Below are 6,060 nucleotides of genomic sequence, written 5' to 3'. Positions count from 1 at the left end.
AGTGGATGTCATAGGGCTGAGGAGAAGACAGAAGGTGGTTCTGCCAATATCAGCAGAGGTAAAAAGGTCACTCTTAAGCTTGCGACATCCTGGCCTGCACATTTTCCCATTATGGGAACAGGTGTAGACAATTTTGCCAAACGTTGTTTTGAACTCAGTGGCGGAACACTTGAGATAAAAGTCTATGCTAAAAATATCCTTGTTCCTGCACTTCAGGTCTTTGACTCGACTTCCGCAGCACAGATAGATGCCTTTCACTCTGGTGTTTATTACTGGAAAGGCAAGAACCCTGCATTCTCTATCTTTGGAGGAATGCCTCTTGGTCTTACAAGTGAAGAGATGATCACATGGATGAAGTTTGGGGGAGGATATGAGCTATGGCGTGAGATGTATGGTAAGTTTAACCTCTATCCTCTGATAGGTGGAACAACCGGACCACAAATGGGTGGCTGGTTTAAAAAAGAGATCAATTCTCTGGCTGATCTTAAAGGTCTTAAGATGCGTATCCCGGGGCTTGGCGGAGAAGTGATGAAGAAACTTGGAGTGAACCCTGTACTCTTGCCCGCAGGAGAGATATATACTTCACTTGAGCGTGGTACCATAGATGCCACAGAATGGGTAGGACCAGCACTTGACAGTATGATGGGCTTTTCAAAGGCAGCGCCATACTACTATACCGGTTGGCATGAGCCTGGTTCAATTTTGGAAATAACCTTTAATAAAGCCCGATGGGAAAAGCTAAGCAGTGAACATCAAGCTATCATCACCGCAGCCAGTGAAGAGATGACAGCAAATATGCTTCAGGAGTTTAGATACAAAAATGCTAAAGCACTTCAAGAGTTGCCAGAGAATGTCCAGATAAGAACATTTCCTAAAGACATGATGGATGCAGCCAAAATAGCACTGGCTGAAGTCTTAGATACTGAGAGTGCTAATAGTGAAGATTTTACACGTGTCTTAAAAAGTTATCAGGATTTTGTAAAACTCAATAAGCCCTGGGATGATATCAGTACCAAGAACTTTTTAGATATCAGAGGGTAACCCTCTAACGTATTTTATGCATCCCAAAATGGAAGTAAAAACTCTATTTGTGCATCATTTAATATCTTCATACTATTTTTAAGACATTTGAGTTGTACCTTTGTAGCTTCTACTTTAAGTTTGGCAACCTCTTCAAGTTTAGGATACGTGTCTTCAAGTGCTTCATCATCCACCATTGTTTCTATGATCTCTGCTTCTAAAGCTTGCACCTTTTGTTTGATCTCTTTTATCGCACTTAAGGTCTCATGCCTTACAACCAAAAGTTTCTCTTTTTGTTCGTCAGTCAGTCCCAATGCTGCCTTATCCCAATTATTTAAAAGCAATTTGGTCAAGTGTGGCAATTCTTCACTATTCAATAGAAATGGGGAGTTGATCAAAGCATTCATCTTATCATTTTTTTGTATCTCTTTTATCATCACCTCAAACTCTGAACTTGGATAGTTGGCTATCATGTGGTCTGCGATAGTCGCTAAATCCAGTTCGGAGACTTTACCTTTAAGTGACGGCATCAAACCATAATTTTGTACTTTGTTGGATTCACATACGGACTTAGACGCTTTTGGATACTGTACATAATCAACGATGAAGTCTTTGATCTCTTTTTTATCCTGCATGACCAAATTAATGTGAAACATCACCGCATCCATGGGCGGTGCTTTCATATCAGGAATCATGTCTGGTGTTGGCGTAGTCAACATATGACAGCTTGCACAGTTGTTTTTTGTAAGTTCTGCACCAGTCGCAGCAAATATCATTGTGCTAGTAAGTGAAAGTAATAGTAAAACTTTTTTCATAGATAATCTTCCTTAAGTAATTTTGTACATAGTATAGTATAGAAGTGTTAATCATATGTGAATTCTAATACTTCTTATTTGTATATTCCAGTAGATCTTTTTCACTCAGATCAGCCAGAAGACCGGTCAAATTTCGAAGAGAAAAAAGCTGTAACTTTTCTCCCTTTTCCTTTTTGAGTTCAGATGAGAATTTGTTTTTGGAAAAGATTATAAATGTATCTACATCAAGTTCAGCCTGAGCACATTTTTCTTTTAGCTTAGTGAGTTCACTTTTATTGGCTTTTGACTTGGAGTACTTTGTCACGCCTGCTATCATTTCACCAGACTTTCTTTTGATCAAGATGTCTATCTCAACATTTTTATCCCAATAGCCACCTATACCAACGATAGGATCACCTTCAAATGCATCTTTAAAACCTTTTTTAAGCATTTCTAAAACCAACTGGTCATAGATAAGATCAGAAAAACCTGATTTCATATGAGACCAATGTGCTTTCATTTCCGTATAGTCACCTTCTTTGATACCCTTATAGTAAGGAGAAATGGCAGAAAACCAAAAACGCATGAAAGGTTGAATAAACAGTAATTTATCAGAGTTACCATCTTCTTCTTTTACAGGTTTTTCTACAGATTTATCAAACATCAAAATATCACTTTTGATAAGCCAATCTACAGCCTCTTCCCCCTCTTCTCTCTTCACATTTGCTTTTTTAAACGCAGAATATTCTCGTCTGTCACCTGAAGCGATAGCAGAAAGAAGCGAATGATAGATCGGTTTACTCTTGGTAGTATGGGCGATGTCTCCATGTATATATCTGTAGTTACTAAGCACTTTTTCTTCTATCAATTCATCGATAGATTTCGAAAAGTCAACATTCCACCCCATCCCGCCAAAAACGGCAAAGTATTCTACAGCTTCTTCAAAGTCAGTGGCAGAGTTTTGAAAACAAAAAGAGCGAAATTGTTGTAACATAGTAGGATGGTTAGTTGGTTTATTAGACATAAATGTGCCCTTGAATTTAATTTATAGATTATAGCTAAGATGGTATTATAAAGCTAGCCATCACACCAACAATTTGGAAAGATAGTCTATCACTATACTAAGGAAAAGCAATGGATCAAGAAGAGTTATTAAACCTTTACCTCGAAAAATTACGCATATTATGCAATGAGAAACTCGAAGAAAATAATATAAATGTACTTACTGCATTAAAAGAGTCTATTATTATTCTTGAAGGTGAAATGCAAGGATACTAGGTTTTATTCTTGTAACTATTATATTTCCAACTTACGCATAAAGTTCTCTGCGATGTCTGCACTTTTTGTTTTAAAAAATTCGCCTATGTTCTCTGTGTAGATTTTATCTACTGCATCATAAAAAAGTTTAAGCCATTGGTTGAAGGCTTCTCTGCTTATACCTTCTATCTCAAAGTGTGGCGCCAAAGGATGCCCCGTATATGCTTCATCACCCAAAATTGTAAATGCCCAAAACTGACTTAGTAACACTAAGTGCTCTTCCCACTTAGCACTAGAAATATCTGAACCAAGCTTCTCTATAAAAAATGGTCCTACCATTTCATCTTCTAAAACACTAGGATAAAATGTTCTTACCAATCTTTCTATATTTTCATCATTGATGGTATTTTCTAATTCTATTGTCATATTACTTACCCTTGTTTATTGTAGGCAATGTAGCATACTCATTCTTAGAGTCACCAACTATGCCCATTATGATTTTCATCCGAACATTCCTTTAGCAGCCAATAATGTTGCCAATCCTACTAACATTATGCTTCCAAAGAATTTTATATAGAATTTGTTATTGATCATTGTAGAAATAATAGTTCCTGCAAGTGCGGAAACAGCCAAAAGTATATAGAGAACAAACATCAGCATAATCACGTTTTGTGGTAACACCATCGGCTTTTCATCTGGCAGAACAAAAGTCTGTAGCCCAACTGCTACGATCCAAAGATAGAGCACTACTGAAAAAAAAGCTGTCCAAAATAAAAACTGTATTTTACCGCTTCGTATCAACATATAGTAATTCCTTTAGTACTTTTTATTGGTATACACTAACAAGTCATCTTTGCTCAAATTATCCAGTAACGAAGACAGATGACTATGAGATAAAAGTGTGAGGTCTGCATCTTTGATATGCTCAACTTCAGAAGAAAATCCATTTTTAGAAAAGAGTACATAGTCAGCTATGTTTAGTTCTGCTTTTTGACACTTCTCTTTAAGGGAGTTCAGCATATTTATTTTTGCTGCATCTTTAGAGTATTTACACTCACCTGCTAACATCTTTCCAGATTTTCTTTTTGCAAGTATCTCTATTTGCACATGTTTGTCATAGTATGAACCTATAGAAACTATGGGGTCATCTGCAAACTTTGTGGCAAGACTTTGCTTTACAAGTTCTAACACTAACTGATTACTGAGTAAAATAGAAAAATTACCTCTTAACTGATTCCACTTTTCATCAAATTCACTAAAGTCCCCCTCAGAGATACTCTTATAATAAGGAGAGATAGTGGCAAACCAAAAACGCATAAAAGGCAATTCAAAGAACACTCTGTCTGATTTTCCATCAGAACTTTTTAGAGGTTTTTCTACTGAGGTGTCAAACTTCAACAGACTTTTCATCTCCAGATAGTCCATAGCCTCTTCACCTTTGTCTCTACCTACTCTACATTTTTTAAATACGGCATCTTCATGGTTCAGACCCAACGCTATATTGGACAGCAACATATGATATAACGCATTACCATGTGTAAAACGTGTAATGCCATTGTGGATGGGTTCGTAGTTACGTAAAACTTTTTCTTTTATGAGTGTATCTACACTTTTTGATTTATCTATATCCCATCCCGTACCGCCAAATACTGTAAAATACTCTAAAGCTATATCAAGATCTTTGATATTATTCTGATATGCAAAAGAGCGAAAATGTTGTAACAGTGTTGGACGTTTTGACATAGGTTAGCCTTGTTTTAGATCTGTAATTATAGCTTATATTTGAAGTGATAACGAAAAAACATTAACATCATCCGATACCTGACCTTTGGTATTTTTAGTACTTGATACTTATCAAGAGATATTTCGGCACTTTTGTCTATAATAGAGCAAAAAGGGATTATCTAATGGCATTACTTTACGCAGAACAAGTTGAATATCTAGATGTTGAGGAGATGCAAGAGACACATGAGGATGAAATAAAACTTTTAAATGAGGTCGATAAGCTTGCTACAAAATATTTAATTAACAAATCGAATCTAAGTGAGTTAGAAGCAAAACTGGATGAATATATAGCACATGTAAAAGTGCACTTTGCCAATGAAGAGCGTCTGATGAGAAAGTATGATTTCCCCTCTTATGATATGCATAAAACAGCACATGACATGTTTTTAACCGATGTCAGTTATGCTGTCAAACAATGGAAAGAGTATGGTAATGTAGATAAAATTATCAATTTTATCTACAAGTCACCAGAGTGGATAGTTTTACATATCAATACTGTAGATACTCCAACAGCAAGATACATAGCACAACAAATGGCACTTGAAAAAGAATAGTGTTCTAAACAGTGGTGAATGACCCTTTATTTTACCAAAGCAGAAATTTGTTTAAATACCGGGTTCTTCGAGTCTACCGTCAATTCAAACAAAAGAGATTCATAAGTCGTAGGAATGACACCTGCCTGAATCAGTCTTTCAATCGCAACATCAGTATCTTTTTGTTTTCTTGAGCTAACACAGTCTGTCACTAATACAGGCTGTAATCCAGCTTCCAATAGATCTATACATGTTTGTAAAACACATACATGTGTTTCTATCCCAGCCACTATAATGATCTGTTTATTTGTTTCTTTAATGGCATCCATGATAGTTTTATTTTGACAACAAGAAAAAGTAGTTTTTTCAAAATGAGGATAAGTGTCGATAAGTTCTCTTAAGGAAGGAATCGTTTCCCCTATGCCTTTTTTATACTGTTCATTTACAATAAACGGGACATCATGTACAATTAATCCTTTAACCAGGGTAATCAAGTTTTTTTCAACTTCATCTTTATGATTGACATGCGGATGAAGTCTTTCTTGAACATCAACTAAACAAAACAGTGCATTTTCTACATTGATTCTCATAATATTTCCTCTTTTCATTTTTTATATCATACTTTATTTTTCAAGAAGTCCGATCATTCTATCTGCAATATCTTTACCATT

General features: G+C 35.9%; 9 protein-coding genes. 3 read left to right on the top strand and 6 right to left on the bottom strand.

Annotated elements, in window-relative coordinates; translation table 11 throughout:
- Positions 1-1,041: TRAP transporter substrate-binding protein (locus tag ABYK33_RS13020; RefSeq protein WP_373033702.1), on the top strand; the 1,041-nt coding region annotated here is incomplete at its 5' end.
- Positions 1,042-1,055: 14 nt separating this feature from the next.
- On the opposite strand, the gene ABYK33_RS13015 is transcribed toward ABYK33_RS13020, so the two are convergent.
- Both ABYK33_RS13015 and ABYK33_RS13010 read right to left on the bottom strand, forming a co-directional pair.
- Positions 1,056-1,835 (bottom strand): hypothetical protein, encoded by a 780-nt coding sequence (locus tag ABYK33_RS13015; RefSeq protein WP_373033701.1) that lies wholly within the window; start codon positions 1,833-1,835, stop codon positions 1,056-1,058.
- A gap of 64 nt (positions 1,836-1,899) precedes the next feature.
- On the bottom strand, positions 1,900-2,838 hold the full coding sequence (locus ABYK33_RS13010) for a DUF234 domain-containing protein (RefSeq protein ID WP_373033700.1): 939 nt from the start codon (positions 2,836-2,838) through the stop codon (positions 1,900-1,902).
- A 110-nt stretch (positions 2,839-2,948) separates the two neighbouring features.
- Here ABYK33_RS13010 and ABYK33_RS13005 point away from each other — a divergent pair, with 110 nt between their 5' ends.
- Positions 2,949-3,092 carry a hypothetical protein gene (locus ABYK33_RS13005; RefSeq protein ID WP_373033699.1) on the top strand — a complete coding sequence of 48 codons (144 nt, stop codon included), beginning with the start codon at positions 2,949-2,951 and terminating at the stop codon, positions 3,090-3,092.
- Between the two features lie 18 nt (positions 3,093-3,110).
- On the opposite strand, the gene ABYK33_RS13000 is transcribed toward ABYK33_RS13005, so the two are convergent.
- The 3 genes from ABYK33_RS13000 to ABYK33_RS12990 all read right to left on the bottom strand — a co-directional run bounded on the left by ABYK33_RS13000 (position 3,111) and on the right by ABYK33_RS12990 (position 4,814).
- On the bottom strand, positions 3,111-3,497 hold the full coding sequence (locus ABYK33_RS13000; protein WP_373033698.1) for a group III truncated hemoglobin: 387 nt from the start codon (positions 3,495-3,497) through the stop codon (positions 3,111-3,113).
- A 75-nt stretch (positions 3,498-3,572) separates the two neighbouring features.
- Positions 3,573-3,875: a hypothetical protein gene (locus tag ABYK33_RS12995; RefSeq protein ID WP_373033696.1), complete on the bottom strand. Its 303-nt coding sequence runs from the start codon at positions 3,873-3,875 to the stop codon at positions 3,573-3,575.
- Positions 3,876-3,887: 12 nt separating this feature from the next.
- Positions 3,888-4,814, bottom strand: a complete 927-nt coding sequence (locus ABYK33_RS12990; RefSeq protein ID WP_373033695.1) for a DUF234 domain-containing protein — start codon at positions 4,812-4,814, stop codon at positions 3,888-3,890.
- 164 nt (positions 4,815-4,978) lie between these two features.
- Here ABYK33_RS12990 and ABYK33_RS12985 point away from each other — a divergent pair, with 164 nt between their 5' ends.
- Complete coding sequence (locus ABYK33_RS12985; protein WP_373033694.1) at positions 4,979-5,410, top strand: bacteriohemerythrin; 432 nt, start codon at positions 4,979-4,981, stop codon at positions 5,408-5,410.
- 26 nt (positions 5,411-5,436) lie between these two features.
- On the opposite strand, the gene ABYK33_RS12980 is transcribed toward ABYK33_RS12985, so the two are convergent.
- Entirely contained in the window at positions 5,437-5,979 is a 543-nt protein-coding gene (locus ABYK33_RS12980; protein WP_373033693.1) for a hydrolase, read from the bottom strand.
- Positions 5,980-6,060 lie beyond the last annotated feature (81 nt).

This window comes from Sulfurovum sp., assembly GCF_041562805.1.
GTDB lineage: Bacteria > Campylobacterota > Campylobacteria > Campylobacterales > Sulfurovaceae > Sulfurovum.
This window is presented reverse-complemented; position numbering and strand designations above follow the sequence as displayed.

What these genes read in the sequence shown, in the direction of transcription:
- ABYK33_RS12995 (WP_373033696.1), bottom strand. Translation starts at nt 3,875, where the DNA reads ATGTTGATACGAAGCGGTAAAATACAGTTTTTATTTTGGACAGCTTTT.
- ABYK33_RS12985 (WP_373033694.1), top strand. Translation starts at nt 4,979, where the DNA reads ATGGCATTACTTTACGCAGAACAAGTTGAATATCTAGATGTTGAGGAG.
- ABYK33_RS12990 (WP_373033695.1), bottom strand. Translation starts at nt 4,814, where the DNA reads ATGTCAAAACGTCCAACACTGTTACAACATTTTCGCTCTTTTGCATAT.
- ABYK33_RS13005 (WP_373033699.1), top strand. Translation starts at nt 2,949, where the DNA reads ATGGATCAAGAAGAGTTATTAAACCTTTACCTCGAAAAATTACGCATA.
- ABYK33_RS13010 (WP_373033700.1), bottom strand. Translation starts at nt 2,838, where the DNA reads ATGTCTAATAAACCAACTAACCATCCTACTATGTTACAACAATTTCGC.
- ABYK33_RS12980 (WP_373033693.1), bottom strand. Translation starts at nt 5,979, where the DNA reads ATGAGAATCAATGTAGAAAATGCACTGTTTTGTTTAGTTGATGTTCAA.
- ABYK33_RS13015 (WP_373033701.1), bottom strand. Translation starts at nt 1,835, where the DNA reads ATGAAAAAAGTTTTACTATTACTTTCACTTACTAGCACAATGATATTT.
- ABYK33_RS13000 (WP_373033698.1), bottom strand. Translation starts at nt 3,497, where the DNA reads ATGACAATAGAATTAGAAAATACCATCAATGATGAAAATATAGAAAGA.